This window comes from Spirosoma endophyticum (assembly GCF_900112365.1).
Taxonomy (GTDB): Bacteria; Bacteroidota; Bacteroidia; order Cytophagales; family Spirosomataceae; genus Spirosoma; species Spirosoma endophyticum.
In genome coordinates this window covers 38,649-54,931 of sequence record NZ_FOLQ01000009.1, presented here as the reverse complement: position 1 = coordinate 54,931, position 16,283 = coordinate 38,649, and the positions used below count along the sequence as shown (strand labels likewise).

Here is a 16,283-nt window from a genome sequence, read left to right as displayed (position 1 = left end):
TAGGAGGTTTTAAGATTCTCCTGAGTCGGAATGACAAAAATTTGACCGCCTATTTCTTCACAATGACTTCCCCCGGCAGCAACCAGACTCCCCGCGCGGATTGCGAATAAAACGACGTTCCGAAGGGAATCTCCTGGCGTCTGGTACGTCCATTTTTAAGACGAATATCAACAACGGTAGTGCGGGCATCTACAGGTGTAAACGTCTGCGGTTGCTGAACGGCAAACACACGTAGTGGTCCCCGGTTTTCGGTAACGGCCAGCCGACAATGGCCCTGCGCATCGGGCCAGCTAACGAGTGCTTTGGCATTACCGGGAACATAAAATCCTGATTGGCCCAGCGTTAATGGCTTAAAGCCGCCTTTACCGTCGCCTTTGAGAACAAGTCCGTTAAAAGCGTCCATTCGACCCGCCACCATGTCGCTACCGTGATCATTGCCAACCAGCACAGCGTCCAGATTTCCATCACCGTCTACGTCCTGCGACAGCATCCCAAATACCGGAGCAGTCTGGGCCATTACCGGCAAAGGTCGAACCTCGAATTTGCCGTTGCCTTTATTCTCGATGTAGCTGCTCGGTACGTAGTTTGCCGATAGTTTCAGTGCCTGATTTCGTTCATCTTCCGTCAGAATCTGGTTCATGGTGGCCTCGCCAAACGCTCCGTATTTAATATACCGACGCTTAATCCCGATCATTTGCTTCACCATGTCGTCCCAGCCGAAGTAGGGATATTCTTCGTACTGGCCTTTGGCATTCCTGAAATAAACAGACGGAAAGGCATCGTAAAACCCGTTGTTATCGAAGTCTCCGGCGTAGATACGTACGGGGCGGTCAGTACCGGGCCGAAGCAGGTTGTTCTGCCCCAGGTTTCCGGCCAGATAATCCATGTCGCCATCGTTATCGAAGTCACCAGCGGTCAGCGAATTCCAGAAACCTGTTTTATCGGCCAAACCGCTGTTATCGAGTGGTTTTAACTGGCCTTTTTCATTGTGAAGCATCGTAAGGGGTGCCCACTCACTGGCTAGCATCAAGTCAATGTAGCCATCGTTATCGTAATCCGTCCAGAGAGCGTCGCAGGTTAGTCCACCTTTAGCAAGAACGGGCGCAACCTGAGCTGTTGCATCCGTGAATTTCGGTTTACCTTTTACGCTTTCATTACGTAGCAAATAGCTCGGTACTGACATTGGGTATTTATTAGGTTCAACGCGCCCCCCAACGAACAGATCCAGATCGCCGTCTCGGTCGAAATCGGCGGCTTTCACACACGAACCATTTACCTGAAAATTGGGTAATGCATTGACATCCAGCGAAAAATTGCCTTTGCCATCGTTCACATAAAGCCGGTGGCGCATGGCTTCCGCCAACTGATCCGGGTTAAATTCGGGGCTGCCACTGGCCGCATAAAGGTCCAGATCACCATCGGCGTCAGCATCGAACAACAGCAACCCAGCATCTTCGGAGAGTTTGGTTGGTAAAGCTTTCACCGCAAAATGGTCCGATTTGTCCTGTAAAAGCACAGCTGCCGAATGTCCGGCGCTTCCCCCCACAACCATGTCAGCCAGACCATCGCCGTTTACGTCGCCCACGGCCAGCGCCGGGCCATATTCAGTAAGTTTATGCAGGAGCGTTTTCTGTAGATTGAAGTCAATGATGTCGGTTTCTTCGTGCTTATACGTGATACCCAGCGAGGCCGTTACGTCCTGCAAGAGAAATTTAGGCGTTTGAGCAATAGTCAGTGCGGTTGGCCGGGCGTCAGTTGCTTTGACTGTGATCGTCTGATCGGCATTAACGCTGGGCAGGATTTGCACCCGTCCACCCGGCCAGGTCACTTTCACGTTTTTCACTACGTTAACCTTGCCCAAACCCAGATGCGCCACCGGCTCCACGCTGGACAAAAAGCCTCGGTAGGGCGTGTGTTCATAAAATTCTTTATGGCCATTTGGCAGCTCATACTCAACCGTTGCGCCAAGCCCCATCAGGTTAGCCCCATCACCCTGAAACTGGATACGGAGGTAATGCGTATCTGACTGCTGATCGGTCAGGTTATTCTGATAGACAAAGGCCTCGTCGTTGATGTTGTTGACAACGTAATCCAGATCGCCATCGCCATCAAAATCCGCGTAGGCTGCGCCATTCGAAAAACTCGGGTCGGTCATTCCCCATTTGTCTGTTACGTTTTCGAACACAGGAGCGTCGGACCGAGCATCGCCCTTATTTCGATACGCATAATTACTGACCTTCACCTGAGGCATTTTTTCGGTCAGGCCTTTGCGTAGTTCGTCGCTTAAATAAGAGTCAACCGAGCTGTAATATGTAGTGAAATCGCGGTCGGTCACGTCGCGCGGGAATCCATTCGTAATCATCAGATCGCGATTCCCGTCATGGTCAAAATCGGCCAGAAGCGCCGACCAGCTCCATTCGGTTTCGGCAACACCCGCCAGCATGCTTATCTCACTGAAAACCGGCATATTAGCCGCTGACGTATCGGATGGCCGTACCCCGGATGGCCGTACCCCCTGATTCAGTTGCAACGTATTACGGGCGTACTGGTGCTCATAGCCCATGCGGTCCCACTCCTGATAGGCGAAATAGCTGCTGGGACCCATCAGACTTTTCTTGCGCAGGTTGTCTTCGGGCAGCATGTCCATGACAATAATGTCGGCCAGACCGTCGCCGTTTATATCCGCTACGTCATTGCCCATCGCCGACGAGCTGGTGTGCTTAAACGAATCGTGAGCGCGGTTTGTGAACGTCCCGTCGTGGTTGTTGATGTACAATACGTCGTTTGTGGCAAAGTCATTGGTTACGAAAATGTCCTTCCAGCCGTCGCGGTTGATGTCGCAGATATTCACCCCCAGGCCAAACCCTTCGGCCAACGTACCAGCCTGTTGTGTTACGTCGGTGAAGTACGCATGGCCGCGCTTGGCGTCGAAATCATTGCGGTACAGTCGGTCGGTGTTGGGCGACGTACCGTCATTCACCCGAGCGCGCAGGTTCGTTGGATTGCGGGGATCGTCAATTTGATCAACCAGCACAAACAGGTCCAGATCGCCGTCGTTGTCGTAGTCGAAAAAAGTGGAGTGGGTTGTATAGGTTGTATCGGCAATGCCGTAGTCAGCAGCCATTTCGCGGAATTTTGGCGCACCGTCGGCGTCATTTCCCTGGTTAACGTACAACAAATTAGCCCGTTGGTTGGCTTTTTTGTGAAGTGTAGTTGATACGTATACGTCTAATTTTCCATCCGCATTAACATCAACTACCGACACGCCCGAACACCAGCGTCCTCCTCCCCCAACACCCGCCAACTGTGTGATGTCTTTGAAATGAAGCTTATCGCCAGCAGACTCTGTCTCATTGATGTACAGCTTATTCGACACCTGATTGCCCGCAAAAAATACATCGGGTTTCTTGTCGCCGTTGAAATCGCCGACGCCAACACCGCCACCATTGTAGATGTACTGATAATTCAGAATGTTGAGCGTATCACTATCTGTAATGATATTGTTAAACGTAATGCCCGTTTCTGATGAATCGAGCCGGTCAAACAGCGGTTTTTCCCGACAGGCCGTGAATAAAAACAGAAACGCGACAGGCAAAAGCCATACGCTGTTTCGCAGAGTTGATTTCATGAATTGAAAGGAGCCATTTACGGTGGCAGTAGTAACAGATTATCTCCAAATTTATCTATAAAAAACACCGTACCGACAGAGCGGTAGCTTTTTTGTAACGAAGGTCTCCTTCTTTGAGGTATACGAGTGGGATTGGCTACGCTACGTTTGAGAAACGACCTCAAGGTTGTTAGTCTTGCAGAAAGATCACTTGAGAGGCATCGGATTCTTTCGTTTTCGGAATCGGGCGACCATCGGCTGGATGGTATCCCGCTCAATTAACAGCACTGTCGCGACAAAAAGTAGGCAAAGTGCCAGATGCACAGGTACGGCAATCCACAAATTAGCGATGGGAAACTGCCAGGATACGTAAATCAGTAGCCCCGCGCCAACAACGTAGCCCGCTGCCGATCGAACGTCGTAGGGGACCGGATAATGCTTTTCGCCCAGAAAATAACACATCGCCATCATGACGAAACTGGATATCAGAAAGGCAACGGCGCATCCCATATAACCCATCAATGGAATCAGCACAATATTGCCAATGATTGTAACGGCGGCTCCGACCGCTGTAATAAGTGTACCAAATTTAGTTTTGTCACTCAGCTTAAACCAGAATGAGATGTTGTAGTAGACACCCAGAAATAAATTGGCGAGTAACAACAGCGGCACTACGTCCAGACCACGCCGGTAGAGCGGAGCGACGACTAAGCCTACTACGTCGAGATTCAGACTGACACCTACCCAGATTAGTACGCAAACGATAAGAAACCACTTGGTTACGACGGCGAGCAGTTTAGGTGAATTTTTATCTTCGGCCTGGCCAAAGAAAAACGGATCGGCGGCAAACTTGAAGGAATTGATGGCCAGCGCCATGAAAATAGATAATTTCAGGCAGTTGCCGTAAATGCCCAATGCATCTTCCGACGTGAGATCGGGGTAGAATCCTTCCGGCAGGAATCGCCGGAGCAGGAGCCGGTCAGTCAGGGCATTGAGTACGCCCGACAAGCCCGTAAGCATAATAGGAAGCGAGTAAAGAAGCAGTGATTTTGCCACTGGCCACTTAAACGTAAAACGGAAACCGGTAAAGGCATTTCGCAGGATTACGAAATAAAGGGCATTGGCGATTAAGTTAGCCAGCAGAATGTAGCCGGGCCCAATTTCCGGGCGATAAATCCACGACGCTACTGGTTGGAATGCAGGCAGATAATCCCCCTCAGCGACGTCTTTACAGATCACGATAAAGAAGACGTTGAGCGCTACGTTCAGGAGTATGTTGATGACTTTGGCCATTACAAACTGCCGGGCTTTGTTTTCGGCCCGCAACCGGGCAAACGGAATGGCCACAACACTGTCGATAGCGAGCAGCAAAGCAGCCCAGATAACCATCAACCCCTGCCCCGGATAATTAAGCCACTGGGCAATTTCCGAAGCAAATCCAATAAGCACTAGTGTAGGCAACAGGCTTGCCAACAGCACAAGGCTGGTAGTCCGATTGAAAACCTGAAGACGTTCTTCCGCATTTTCGTTGCTTTTAGCGCGAGCTGCGAACCGAAAAAAAGCCGTCTCCAGACCCAATGTATACACCGTCAATAACACCCCAATCCAGGCGTAAAGTGTTACGTTCGACGACAATTCGGACGGTCGTTGAAAGGCATATGTTTGTATAGGAGCCAGCGCAAAGTTAATAGAACGGGCCAGAATGGTGCTGACACCATAAAGCGCCGTGTCGCTGGCTAATTTTTTGAATTGACTCATTATAGCAAAAGAAATCCCTACTCGATTCGTACTACGTGTTCTAACGCTACGTGTGCCGCACTTTGCATCGCGTAGTACGTATCACGGGCTGACAAAGTTAAGACCTTTGATTATCTTTGCCCCTTGTCTTACTGAAACAGCTTTTTGGCCATTTCGCGTAACTTGTCATTCTTTTAGAAATAGTCTGGCACTGGCCACCGCCGGTCTATTATCAACTGACCTCATGTCCCTCAAAATCTCCTCCGCGCTGATTTCCGTTTTCTACAAAGACGGACTCGAACCGTTAGTACGGCTGCTGCACAATCAAAACGTCAAATTGTATTCAACGGGTGGAACCCAGGCGTTCATCGAACAACTGGGTATTCCGGTTACGGCTGTTGAAGACCTTACGGGTTATCCATCTATTTTCGGTGGACGGGTTAAAACGCTGCATCCGGCCGTCATGGGCGGTATTTTGTATCGGCGCGAACTTCCCGAAGACCTGGCGCAGGCCGAACGTCACCGGATTCCGCCTATTGATCTGGTCGTTGTGGATCTTTATCCATTCGAGGAAACTGTTGCCTCGGGCGCGTCGGATGAGGACATTATCGAAAAAATTGACATCGGTGGGATTTCATTGATTCGGGCGGCTGCCAAAAATTACAACGACGTAGTGATTGTCTCCTCGCGGAGTCAGTACGGCGGCATCGTCGATCTGCTGACCGAGAAAAAGGGGAAGACGGATCTCAGCGACCGTCGTCGCTACGCGGGTGAAGCGTTCGCCGTTACGTCCCACTATGATACCGCCATTCAGGCTTATTTTGCGGGGAACACAGCCGAAGAAACGGATAGCCAGCACATCTACGATTTCAAAACGCTGCCTCCCAATCACCTTCGGTACGGCGAAAATCCGCATCAGCAGGCAAGCTTCTACGGTAATCTGGATGCCATGTTCGATAAGCTTCACGGCAAAGAACTGTCCTACAACAATTTAGTGGACGTTGATGCGTGCGTGAGTCTGATTGATGAATTCCCGGCTACTGACGGATCGGCGGCTTTCGCCATCATCAAGCATACCAATGCCTGCGGTATAGCTACGGCTCCGACACCCAAAGAAGCCTATCTAAACGCGCTGTCCTGCGATCCCGTGTCGGCCTTTGGCGGTGTCGTCATCACGAACGTAGCGGTCGATCTGGAAACTGCCGAAGAGCTGACTAAACTGTTCATGGAAATTCTGATTGCGCCTGACTATTCAACCGAAGCGTTGAGCCTGCTCAAGTCGAAAAAGAACCGGATTCTGTTGAAGCGTAACGCCGTGGCCTTGCCGACGGTCATGTTCAAGACCATTTTGAACGGCGTACTGGAGCAGGATAAAGACAACCAGACCGAAACCGCCGAGCAGTTCAAGACGGTTACGGAAAAAGCGCCTACCGATAGCGAAGTTCGGGCGTTGGAGTTTGCGCTAAAAGTTTGCAAGCATACGAAGTCAAATACGATTGTACTCGCAAAGGAAGGCCAGCTGTTAGCCAGTGGTGTAGGGCAAACGTCACGCGTTGATGCGCTACGTCATGCCATCGAAAAAGCTCATTCGTTCGGCTTTGATCTGGCGGGATCGGTTATGGCGTCGGATGCATTCTTCCCATTCCCCGACTGCGTTGAGATCGCTGGTCTGGCGGGTATTACAGCCGTTGTGCAACCTGGTGGCTCCATCCGGGATCAGGATTCGATTAATTATTGCAACGAGCATGGCCTGGCTATGGTCACGACGGGCGTGAGACATTTTAAACACTAATAAGAACCGGGATTTATATGATTTTTCTGACCGACTATGATTCTTAAAAATAGCTTTCATGGAAAGCAAAATCATAGTCGGTCAGAAAAATCATATAAATCCTGGTTAGACAATTATGCTTTACACAATCTGGTGCGCTGTTTATTTAGTAGCGTTGTACATCGTGCTGTTTCCGATCCAGTTTGTGTTTTTGCAGCGCGACGACTGGAAGCCACTGGCGCACAAAATCAATTACATCTGGGGAAAGCTGTTTTTTATTGGAATAGGCATTCCGGTTCGGGTTGAGCGTCGGTTTAGGCCCGATCCTAATCAGACGTACGTGTTTTGTGCGAACCATTTTTCTTATCTGGACATTGCCGCTATGGGGTTGATTGTCAGAAACTACTACGCATTCGTTGGTAAAAGTGATGTGAAAAACATTCCGCTGATAGGGTATATGTTTGCGAAACTGCATGTTCAGGTCGATCGGAATCAGCCTAACAGCCGGGCCTATTCACTGGCAAAATCCATTCGGACGCTGGCATCGGGACGTAGTATTATGATCTTCCCGGAGGGCGGTATTCGGGCAACAGAAATTCCCCAGATGGTGCCGTTCAAAGATGGCGCCTTCACCATGGCGATTCAGCAGCAGGTGCCCATTGTACCGATTACGTTATTGAACAATTACCAGATTTTGCCCGATAAAAGTCCCGTACGATTCCACTGGCATCCATTGCGGGCGGTAGTTCATCCGCCCATCGAAACCACGGGAATGACCCAGGACGATGTCGAACGGTTAAAGCAGGAAACATATAGAATTATTGATACTGAGTTAATGAGAACACTGAATGTTGTGGCCTAATCACTCATTCACTCATTCACTCATTCACTCATTGATTATGAAAGTAGATCACGATACCTTACATAAAATTGCTCATCTGGCCCGTCTGGAGGTAAAACCCGAAGAAGAAGCCGAGTTGCTCAATAGCCTGAATGGCGTTTTGACGTGGATGGAGCAACTCAACGAAGTGGATACAACCGGCGTTGAGCCGTTGACGCATATCTCCGACGAAACCAACGTACTGCGCGATGATGTAGTTGGTAATCACCTTCCGCGTGAGCAGGCGCTGGCCAATGCGCCCCAGCATGACAATAAATTTTTTGAAGTCCCCAAGGTTTTGGAATAGGGTGGTTTACCCGTTTTAGCTACTCAGTAGGGCCAGCTAGTTTCAAGCCAACGATGCCTATGGTGATGAGCACAATGAAAAAGAATTCGGTCCATGACCAGTTCATTTTCAGCCAGAGCACATCAGCAGCCTTGAGAAATACCAGCGTTGAAGCCATCCAGACAGCAAAGGCTGTTGTGGTTGGAATGGTGCGCATGGCGCTGGCCAGCAGTACGGTATTGACAATGCCGAAGACAACGTAGGCCAGCCACGGGAGCAGAGCGGGCAGACCGCCATCAAGTCGATAAAACGTAGTCCAGCGTAGTGTCTTCAGGCCATCCAGGCTAATGTATTTAAGCGAGTACATCCAGGCTGTTTGACAGGCGGCAGCCCCAATCAGATACAACCAGGACAGCATTGTTGGCTTGATCACAGCGATTACCTGACGAAAGTGAAACGAATGTAACTAACCAAGGGTAGATCTTGATTAAGAAATTGTTGCCATTTCAGGTAATAACTAAACTATTGCTCAACTGTCTACTAATCTGTTAATTATTGTCCGTTTTCTATCACGTTTCAACCGGGACGACACGTTCGCTATGAGGAAAACTCCTGTGCCTTGTTTAATTTGTCCGTTTGGCACCTACGCCAGAATTGGCTTCACAACCTTTCCCGCTACGTCGGTTAGCCGGAATGGCCGGCCTTGAAACTGGTACGTTAGTTTGGTATGATCGAAGCCGAGTAAGTGCAGAATGGTGGCCTGCAGGTCATGAATATGCACTTTGTCTTTAACGCCGTAGTAACCGATGTCGTCGGTTTCACCATAAGAAAAGCCCTTCTTGACGCCACCACCGGCCATCCAGACCGTGAAGGCTTCCAGGTGATGGTCTCGGCCCATGAACGGCAACACCTGACCATCGCGGTTTTCCTGCATCGGTGTCCGTCCGAACTCTCCGCCCCAAACGACCAACGTATCGTCCAGCAACCCGCGTTGTTTTAAATCGTTCAGTAGGGCAGCTACGGCCTGATCAGACTCTTTACATTTTGTTTTCAGCCCAACATCAATGGAACCATCGGCACTTGTACCATGCGTATCCCATCCCCAGTCAAACAACTGAACAAACCGGACACCCCGCTCGACCAACCGTCTGGCCAGCAAACAATTGCGGGCAAACGACCCTTTATTCGGGTCGGCACCGTAGCTGTCCAAAATGTACTGGGGCTCGCTTTTGATATCCATTGCGTCGGGCACTGACATCTGCATCCGAAACGCCAGTTCATATTGCGCAATGCGGGTCAGGATTTCGGGGTCATTAACGTCTTCGTACTGTTGCTGGTTAATCTGGCTGATCGCATCAATCGTCTGCTTGCGAACGTCGCGGCTGATACCCGCCGGATCAGAAGCGTAAAGTACAGGGTCGCCATCGGTACGGCACTGCACGCCCTGGTAAACTGTTGGCAGAAACCCACTTCCCCATACGGATTTTCCGGCATCGGGTTGTTTTCCACCCGATGCCAGCACGATGTAGCCGGGTAGGTTATCGTTTTCAGTACCAAGCCCATACGTCACCCATGATCCCATGCTTGGGCGTCCCAGACGAGCGCTTCCCGTATGCATGAGTAACTGAGCAGGTGCATGGTTGAACTGGTCAGTGTGCATGGCTTTCAGGAACGTAACGTCGTCAACAACGCCCTGCAAATGAGGCAAATAATCAGACACCCACGCACCCGACTGACCTCGTTGCGCGAACTTTCCCTGTGGACCAAGCATTTTGGGCACACCCCGAATAAAGGCAAACTTCTTGCCTTCGAGCAGTTCCTGCGGGCAGTCCTTACCGTTATACTTCGCCAGTTCAGGTTTATAATCGAACAGCTCCAACTGACTTGGCGACCCGGCCATGTGGATATAAATGATACGTTGGGCCTTCGGTACGTACTGCGACGGTTGCGGAGACGTAGTGAGCCCACCCGATAGCGTAGGCGCGCCAACGTCATTCGTCGGGGGATCGCTTTTCCCAAAAAATCCGCAACTTCCCAGGGTGGCGCTAAGCGCCATTGCGCCCAAGCCTGTTGAACAGGTATGCAAAAAATGCCGCCGGGTTTCGCGTTCGGCTGCTGCTTGCTGGAGTTCCTGCAGGAGTTTGTTCATGTCGTAGTACTACCCCACCCCCGGCCCCTCCCCTTGAACTAAGGGGAGGGGGGAAATGCTCGGTCTTTAGTCCTTAAATTGTTCTCTTATCCTTCGTAATACCTCTTCAATGTCTGTCTCGATTTCGGCATTTGCGAAACGTAAGGTCTTAATCATCAATTGGGATAATGCATGGTCCCGTTCTGTATCGTGAATAATGGCATCAGTATTACAATGAACGTATCCATCAATCTCAATACACAGCTTTTCGGCAGGACAATAAAAATCAAGAATATAGATACCAACACTGTGTTGTCGCCGAAATTTTCGCCCTTCCAATTGGCTACTTCTTAATCGCTCCCAGAGCAATGTTTCAAATCGCGTCGGAAATTTCCTCAGTTCCCGACGAAACTCTTCCATTGCCTTTCTATTATGTATTAATTCGCCCATTTTACTTTTTTTAGCCCCTCCCCTTAGTTCAAGGGGAGGGGTTGGGGTGGGGTAATCTACTCTTTCGTAATCACTTCATCCAGATTCAGCATTGTGTTGGCCGTTACGGTCAGTGCTGCCTGTTGGGGTGTGAGCGTTGCACAATCGATGCCAGTTCGATCTAGCAATGATTCTGCCTCGCCCGGTTTCTGGCGATAATACGCTTCCGTTGTTCGATAAAGCCGTGTCAGAACAGCCAGCTTTTTCGGCGGCAAATCATGCATCATGATACACCGGAATCCGGCCTGAAGCTGAGCCTCGGGCGTTCTGCCATGATCACGCATATAGTCGGCCAGATGCTGAGCCGCTTCTACGTAAACCGGATCATTGAGCGTAACTAAAGCCTGCAATGGCGTGTTAGTCCGGATACGACGCGACTGGCAGAACTCACGACTTGGACTATCGAACGTCACCATTGACGGGTAAGGTGCCGTCCGTTTCCAGTACGTATATAAGGCCCGCCGGTGTAAATCCTCACCCGTACTCTGTTTCCAGGTTTCTCCGTCGTAGGGCGACTGCCAGATACCGTTGGGCTGTATCGGCATGACGCTTGGCCCATACAGTTTGTGGCTCAGTAATCCACTGACTGCCAGCGCCTGATCATGTACAGCTTCGGCCGATAAGCGAACGCGTGGGCCACGAGCCAGTAATTTGTTGAATGGATCTTTAGCCAGCAACTCCGGCGACACATGCGATTGCTGCCGATACGTAGCCGCCATAACTATCTTTTTCAGAAGCTTCTTAATGCTCCAGTGATCCGTCACCATGAACTCAACGGCCAGATAATCCAGCAGTTCGCGGTGGGTGGGCGGTATTCCCTGCGTACCCATATCCTCGACCGTTTCGACAATACCCGTGCCGAATAGCTGCTCCCAGAACCTGTTGACAGCTACGCGAGCCGTTAGCGGATGTTCCCGACTCACCATCCAGCGGGCCAGTCCCAGCCGATTCTTGGGCAATTTAGGGTCCATTGCCGGGAAAGATTTCGGTACGTCGGGCGTTACACGCTTGCCTTTCACCATCCAGTTGCCCCGCTCAAAAACATGCGTTTCGCGCGCCAGGTCACCCGACCCATCGAGGAGAATAGGCGTTTGTTCGGCGTCCGCATTCAGAATTTCCAGCAATTGCTTATCCTGTTCACCAAGCGCGTCTACTGGTTGACCGGGCAGAATGGGCTGGAACGCAACCCACTTGATCATCACCCAATCCTTTGGCTGTTTTGAACTATTCAGCGACAGATATAGACTATGCTTACCCTGAATTTGCGGCAAGGGAATCATCTGAATCGTATCGTTCCATTGACTGCCCGTTTTCGGAACAGGGACGACCGCAACAACCGGTCCATCTGGTTTATCCTGTCGGAACGTAACGGTTGCATCAGGCGCTTTTGTACCCCAGGCAATCAGCATGCGGGGACGTCCTGTGAGCGTTACATCCTTGATACGTGCCGAACCTTTGTCCTGAACACCGAAGTATTTAGCATCCAGTAATGATGCGTTGACAAGCTGGTCGAAATCGTGCGAGTTAATTTTTGGCTCTATCGTCCGAACAAGGGACGTAACCCGATTTACATCATCTTTTGCCTGCTTCGAATCAGGAACGGCAGACGCAATGTATTTCTGGAGATTTAGGATTTTGAGCGAATCAGCCGGTTTGTAGAAACGTAGCGTAGGCGTGTCGCTCGTTACGTCTTCGTCGCGGGTATTGTTGAAAAACGCGAGGTATTTGTAGTATTCTTCGTGAACAAAGGGGTCATAAGGGTGGCTGTGGCACTGAATGCAGGCAAACGTAGTGCCCTGCCAGACATCCCAGGTGGTGTTGACCCGGTCAAGAACAGCCGCCGTTCGGAATTCCTCATCCTGCGTGCCGCCCTCATCGTTGGTCATTGTGTTCCGATGAAAACCCGTGGCAATTAAATTAGCGTCATCGACGCCATTATTTGGTAAAAGATCGCCCGCCAACTGCTCAATGGTAAACTGGTCGAAGGGTTTGTCCGCATTGAATGCTTTGATGAGCCAGTCGCGATACCGCCAGATTTTCCGTCCAGGATCTCGCTCGTAGCCTTTGGTATCGGCATATCGCGCTAAATCGAGCCACATACCCGTCCACCGCTCGCCATAAGCAGGCGACTTGAGCAGCCGATCAACCACATACCCGTAGGCTTCAATCGATTTGTCATTTACGAAATCGGTGACCTCTTTTTCGGTCGGTGGAAGACCCGTCAAATCAAGCGATACCCGACGAATTAACGTAACACGGTCGGCTTCGGGAGATGGAGTCAAACCGTCCTGTTTTAATTTATCGAGGACAAAATGATCAATTTCATTCTTAGCCCAGTTGGCTTCGTCACTTTCAGCAATCCCCAACCGACTCCAGAACGTACCAATTTCTGGTACATCTGGCTTTTCGACAGTTTTATAGGCCCAGTGATCACCCCACTCGGCGCCCTGATCAATCCACTTGCGTAGCAGGTCGATTTCGTCAGGTTTTAGCGCAGGATGGTCGAGCGGCATTCGCTCGTCAGGATCGCTTAACGTTAAGCGTCGAACCATCTCGCTGGCGTCGGCATCGCCGGGAATGATTGCCGGTTTCCCCGATTTGGCCGGAGCTACGGCTTCGTGCCGAAATAGAAGTGAAAAGCCTGACGCTTTTTTGACCCCACCGTGGCAAACAATGCAGTTTTTGTTGAGCAGGGGCTTAATTTGGGTATTATAGTCTACCCGACTCTCAAAAATGCCAAGAAACGACGAGAGCGTCAACGCCACCGCGATCCCGCCTGCACCTATAAGAATCCACTGAGTTTTCATATATCCGGTATAGCCAAACAATACCTACTATTGAAAGCACGAGAACCGCCTTTTGTACTATAAAAGTCACGGATAAGTTTAATTTTAACGAAGAATTGGGCTAAACCGTTCAGGGCACATATGTGCTAGTAACAGACAAATCAACTACCGCTACGTATTGACTACGTTAGCGCACACGAACGTCGACCTGGGTAGTATCGTCTTCGCCATTGGTGGTTCCATTCCCCGGAACGGAATCAGGATCAGACACTCCGGCGGCCGTTATCTGAGCGGTGCAAATACCCTGCCCCACAGCCACTGCCGTAGCCCGGAAATGTAACGTAATACGACTGCCAGCGGCTAAACTGCTGATATCACCCATCAGGCTTCCACCCGAAAGTGTCAGGTCATCACCCGGCACAAAGGTTTGATTATCGGGAAGATAGGCCGCTACACTCAGACCCGTTGCCGCTAAACCGCCCTCATTTGCGATCGTCAGGTTGTAGAAAATAACGTCCCCTACCGCCGGAGCGAGAGAACTGACAGATAAACTTAAGCTTACGTCAGCTTTGGCGGGGTCAGGTGTGGGCTGGTTACTGATCACAGTGGGTAATGGCACCTGATTAGGATTCGGCGATGTAAATTCAGCACCGCCACTATCGCGGGTACGGAAGTCCACTTGAGCGGCATCATCCTGCCCGTCACCCGTGCCGGAATCTACCTGACTGTCAGGATCATTAGGCGTAGACTGCGTAATCTCGGCTGCGTTTCGATATGTACCGGCTGCCGTTGGCTGCGCCACGAAACTGAGCGTTGTCCATGTTCCGGCGTCAAGGCTGGAAATTGTACCAGTTATTACGTTGCCATCAGCAGTCATGCCCGATCCGGAAATAAAAGCCAGGTTATCAGGAAGCCGATTTCGAACGGCTACGTTCGTCGCCTGATTTGGACCGTCGTTTCGTATATTCAGCGTGATTGTAACCGGATCATTCAGATTCGGTATGCGCTGATTAGTACTCATCTCCAAGCTTAAATCGGCCGCCGGTACATACTGTGTAATCCGAAACAAGTTTGACGGTACGGCCGCCATAGCCGCTGAAGTAGACACCACCCGTACCTGATAACGACCACTCTGATAGGAACCCGGCAGCGTCGCCTGTATGGGACTTGTGGAACCACTCCCCAAAACGGCCAGATAATGACCCAGCGAATCCAGTAGCTGTACCTGCCACTGCGTGCTGGGATCGAACGTTCCGAGTGTAGTAAATGACACATTCAGCGTAGCACCGGGCGTTACGTTGTCGGCCAGATTACCCGTCACAGCAAACTGCACGGGAGTGACGGGTTGGGCATTCTGGAAAAATGTATTATCCATACTGTTATTCCAGTTTCGGGCGAAACGCGACAGGCCCATTTCCTGTGGAATTGTTGCTGGATTCAGAAAATAGTTTGGATGAGGAGATGGCCGCGATGCATTACGAAAATGCACATCCTGATTGCCCGCGTTGCGGCCTTGGATCGTATCGCTGAGTGGCCCCTGAAATACATTCAGGCCAGGCGTATTAATGACCTGTTGCTGGGACGCAATTACATCTGGACGCGTTACGGTCCCGTCGAAAGAAGTTCGCGCTACTAACCACGGAATATTTTTTCCGCCAAAATCCTGCCGTGATTTCTGAATGAGTGCTGTCAACCGATTGACATAATCAGGAATGCTTCCGGACGTAGCGTCCCCATACTCAGCTTCACCCTGATGCCAAAGTATAGCCCGGACACCCGCCATGGACGCATAATACGTTAAAACGTTCTTCAGGTTGGTGTAAGGTTGCAGGTTCGGCCAGTTCTCCACGCAGTAATATCGATTACAAGTAGGAATACCGTTGGCGCTGTTGATCCAGTTTTCGACTGTTGACCCATCCCAGCCCACTACGTAAAAAGCCACCGGTACGTTATAGCGATTCACGACGTAATCGCCCAATTCACCCCATGCCCACGAACTCTCGGCCATTGGAAAAACATTCCGGGTCGCAGTCAGGGGTTTAAATACAGCTACTGGCGACGGATCTCCCGAGGAAACAAGCGCCTGTGCACCAGGCGGGTACGAGTGATTGATGGAATCAATGGCATTGACACGATCTGTATTAGAGCCGAGATCATTGTCGCCAATACCGAGGCCACGGGCGTTCGATTGGCCCGCCGTAATAAACACTTCACCAATACCAACCGGTTGCACGGTTGCCTGCGCCGTTACGGTTACTCCAACGATTGTACGGACCGTCAGGACGTACCAGCCGCCCGCCCCCGTAACATACCCCAGGAAAAGATTATTAGTGGGGTTGGTTTGTACCGTTTGCCAGCCCGTATCGACACCCTGACCCGCCGAAATAGCTGTCAATTGGGCCTCCACCCGATCTACCGTGCCTGTGAGCCGGCCCGATACGTAAATTCGCCCATTACCATCGGTCCCACGTTGCACAACCAAACGGGACATTGGATGGGAAATCTGTAGTTGTGCAACGGCAAGAAAAGGCAAGCCGATTAGCAGCACAACCCATATAAAAACCTTGGGCATGAGCAGTGGATAGAGTTACGCCACCAC

At 50.7% G+C, this 16,283-nt stretch carries 10 protein-coding genes; 3 read left to right on the top strand and 7 right to left on the bottom strand.

The features are described 5' to 3' along the window. Positions 1-49: 49 nt before the first annotated feature. Entirely contained in the window at positions 50-3,628 is a 3,579-nt protein-coding gene (locus tag BM202_RS21245) for a CRTAC1 family protein (RefSeq protein ID WP_093829863.1), read from the bottom strand. A gap of 186 nt (positions 3,629-3,814) precedes the next feature. Further along, a complete protein-coding gene (locus BM202_RS21240) occupies positions 3,815-5,365 on the bottom strand; it encodes a polysaccharide biosynthesis C-terminal domain-containing protein (RefSeq protein ID WP_093829861.1) in 1,551 nt (516 codons plus the stop codon). 223 nt (positions 5,366-5,588) lie between these two features. Between BM202_RS21240 and purH the strand changes: the two genes are divergently transcribed. The 3 genes from purH to gatC all read left to right on the top strand — a co-directional run bounded on the left by purH (position 5,589) and on the right by gatC (position 8,302). Continuing rightward, on the top strand, positions 5,589-7,136 hold the full coding sequence (gene purH / locus BM202_RS21235; RefSeq protein ID WP_093829859.1) for a bifunctional phosphoribosylaminoimidazolecarboxamide formyltransferase/IMP cyclohydrolase: 1,548 nt from the start codon (positions 5,589-5,591) through the stop codon (positions 7,134-7,136). A 115-nt stretch (positions 7,137-7,251) separates the two neighbouring features. Then, a complete protein-coding gene (locus BM202_RS21230) occupies positions 7,252-7,977 on the top strand; it encodes a lysophospholipid acyltransferase family protein (RefSeq protein WP_093829857.1) in 726 nt (241 codons plus the stop codon). A gap of 37 nt (positions 7,978-8,014) precedes the next feature. Further along, positions 8,015-8,302 carry an Asp-tRNA(Asn)/Glu-tRNA(Gln) amidotransferase subunit GatC gene (gene gatC / locus BM202_RS21225; RefSeq protein ID WP_093829855.1) on the top strand — a complete coding sequence of 96 codons (288 nt, stop codon included), beginning with the start codon at positions 8,015-8,017 and terminating at the stop codon, positions 8,300-8,302. Positions 8,303-8,321: 19 nt separating this feature from the next. Here gatC and BM202_RS21220 read toward each other — a convergent pair whose 3' ends face one another. The 5 genes from BM202_RS21220 to BM202_RS21200 all read right to left on the bottom strand — a co-directional run bounded on the left by BM202_RS21220 (position 8,322) and on the right by BM202_RS21200 (position 16,256). Beyond that, the gene (locus tag BM202_RS21220) at positions 8,322-8,714 is read right to left on the bottom strand and encodes a DMT family transporter (protein WP_093829853.1); all 393 of its coding nucleotides are present in this window, start codon (positions 8,712-8,714) and stop codon (positions 8,322-8,324) included. 210 nt (positions 8,715-8,924) lie between these two features. Next, positions 8,925-10,430: a DUF1501 domain-containing protein gene (locus tag BM202_RS21215; protein ID WP_093829851.1), complete on the bottom strand. Its 1,506-nt coding sequence runs from the start codon at positions 10,428-10,430 to the stop codon at positions 8,925-8,927. A 66-nt stretch (positions 10,431-10,496) separates the two neighbouring features. After that, positions 10,497-10,829, bottom strand: a complete 333-nt coding sequence (locus BM202_RS21210; RefSeq protein WP_093830159.1) for an endonuclease domain-containing protein — start codon at positions 10,827-10,829, stop codon at positions 10,497-10,499. Positions 10,830-10,915: 86 nt separating this feature from the next. Next, a complete protein-coding gene (locus BM202_RS21205; protein ID WP_093829849.1) occupies positions 10,916-13,705 on the bottom strand; it encodes a DUF1553 domain-containing protein in 2,790 nt (929 codons plus the stop codon). 166 nt (positions 13,706-13,871) lie between these two features. Then, entirely contained in the window at positions 13,872-16,256 is a 2,385-nt protein-coding gene (locus BM202_RS21200; protein ID WP_093829847.1) for a sialate O-acetylesterase, read from the bottom strand. Positions 16,257-16,283: the final 27 nt, after the last annotated feature.